This window comes from Mucilaginibacter sp. P4_G9, assembly GCF_056400985.1.
In genome coordinates this window covers 1-2475 of record NZ_JBFUKF010000575.1, presented here as the reverse complement: position 1 = coordinate 2475, position 2475 = coordinate 1, and the positions used below count along the sequence as shown (strand labels likewise).

General features: G+C 41.8%; 2 protein-coding genes. Both read left to right on the top strand.

What is annotated here, in order from left to right; translation table 11 throughout:
- Nucleotides 1–207 precede the first annotated feature (207 nt).
- On the top strand, nucleotides 208–1317 hold the full coding sequence (locus AC1DPZ_RS25495) for a mandelate racemase/muconate lactonizing enzyme family protein (RefSeq protein WP_477408768.1): 1110 nt from the start codon (nucleotides 208–210) through the stop codon (nucleotides 1315–1317).
- Nucleotides 1318–1330: 13 nt separating this feature from the next.
- The gene (locus tag AC1DPZ_RS25490; protein ID WP_477408766.1) at nucleotides 1331–1801 is read left to right on the top strand and encodes an N-acetyltransferase family protein; all 471 of its coding nucleotides are present in this window, start codon (nucleotides 1331–1333) and stop codon (nucleotides 1799–1801) included.
- Nucleotides 1802–2475: the final 674 nt, after the last annotated feature.

The following is a 2475-nucleotide window of genomic DNA, read 5'->3' as shown; positions in this document are numbered from 1 at the left end:
CAAGCGAACAATGCATGTCAGCTTAGCATATCGCCGAAGATTTCTCTTTCGCGCCCCACTCATTCCTCCCCTCGCTCAATCGAAATGACATTTTCTTTTATTAAAAGATATGTACACACGGTAGCTTCGTTGGAGAGGATTATTCGCAATGTATTTTATATTATTGTACTCAAGAAGCTACGCCATTAAGGTGAGGCTATTTATGCCATGCAAAACAAAACAATCATCACCCATATAGATATCTACCGTTTCAGTATCCCTATGGAGCCATTCACTATTGCAACCGGCACAATGGACCATGCGCAAAATGTGTTTATCCGGGTACATACCAGTGCCGGTTTTTACGGCGTTGGCGAATGCTCGGCTTTCCCGGTGATAGTGGGCGAAACGCAGGATACCTGCCTGGTAATGGCCCGCGAATTCGCAAAGCTATGGATAGGGCAGGATGCACTGGATATTCCTGCGCGCCTGCAGCAACTGCATAGTTTTACCGCCGGTAATACAACCATTAAAAGCGCTTTTGATATGGCTTTATTTGATATAGCCGCCAAAAATGCCGGGCTACCTTTGTACCGGTTATTAGGCGGCGAACGGCGGGTAATTGAATCTGATATAACCATAGGCATTGCCGGACCGGCGGCCATGGCTTTGAAGGCTTTGGATTTTAAGGCGTCGGGGGCAAATATCCTGAAAGTAAAGCTTGGTAAAAATGCAGTAGAGGATGTGGAGCGCATCAAGCAGATCCGTGAGGCTGTTGGCCCCGGGATGACGATCCGTATTGATGCCAACCAGGGCTGGAGTTTTGGCGATGCTGTTTTTGCCCTGCAGGCATTGGGGCAATATGATATTGAATTTTGCGAACAGCCTATGCGTACCTGGTACGACGATTTGCTGCCCGAACTGATGCAGTTATCGCCGGTGAAAATTATGGCTGATGAAAGTGTGTACAATCATCATGACGCCCGCAGGCAGATCAATAGCTTGAGCTGCCATTTCATCAATATCAAAATGTCAAAATCGGGTGGTTTATTTGAGGCTAAGCAAATTCATGATGAAGCGGCCTCAAAGGGCATTGCATGCATGATGGGAGGGATGCTGGAAAGCCGTATTGCTTTGAGTGCCAAGCTGCATTTTGTATATGCAAGTCCTAATATCCGGTTTTATGATATGGATACCTGTATGCTGGGCCATCTGCAGGATCCCTGCATTGGCGGCGTTACCTATGATGGGTATAAGCTAAACATTGATGATAGCCCCGGTATAGGTGCTGATGCTGATAATGAATTTTTGAAAAGCTGCGAACATTTTCGTATTTAATATAATACTGCTTATGCTGATACGACAAGCAACATTAAACGATATACCCACGCTGCTGCAATTTGAACAGGGTGTGATTACCGCCGAACGCCCCTTTGACAGCACCCTTGTTGCGGGTGCAATTAAGTACTACGACCTGGAGATGTTTATTAATTCTCCTGATGTTGAACTTTTAGTGGCAGAGCTGGATGGCGAATTGGTTGGCAGCGGCTATGCCCGGATCAAAAAAAGTGAGAAACCTTATTTTAATTATTCGGATTACGCCTACCGGGGTTTTATGTATGTATCGCCACAGCACAGGGGTAAGGGCATTAATCAAATGATTATTGGAAAGCTAAAGCAATGGGCGCGTAAACAGGGATTAACCGAGTTGAGGTTACAGGTGTATAGTGACAACGGGGCTGCTGTAAAAGCTTATGAAAAAACCGGCTTTCAAAAGCATATGATAGAAATGCGGGTAAGGTTGGATACTACTTCACAATAAATCTAACCTATGCACCAATCTTTATTCCTAAGAAAGAAGATGTGTGCATAAGTTAGCCTACAGCCGAACTTTAAAGCCCCTGCAATTGAAACCTTCCCTCCGCAGAACATTTGCGGAGCTAAAGCAAAAAGCTCGCGAAATTTATTAACGAACTTTTTGCGACCAGTTATTCTTTATAGAAGAGGTTTCCTCTTCCATTTATTAATAACTTTCGGTGTCTGGCCCTTTTTAGTTGTTTTAGGGTCGTGCATTTCTTTAGTAGCTTCAGTTTTAGTTTTTTCTGTGGTTTCCATAATAGCAGGTTTTAAAGTGTTATATTTTATACGTTACTCAATGGTTAATTGTTTTTAATTAGTAGGATATAATTGTCATTTTAGTGTCATGAAGCAATAAAAGGTATTATTATGCGTTTGGCCCCTGCAAAATTCGTCGCCGACACAATTTTTGACTAATGTTTTATACTATCACTAAACACCATTTCCTGCAATCGATTTCAGGTTATTGCTAAATCGATGCAATTAGCTTTTTGAAATAATATATTATATCGGTTGCTTAAATCTAATTAAAAATATTCTATTTGCAGTTTTTTAAATTAATTTTTTTTCAAATAATTTAATGTTAAAGGCTGAAAAGAGTATATATGTCAAACTGACGGGGAATTGGATAGTTATAAT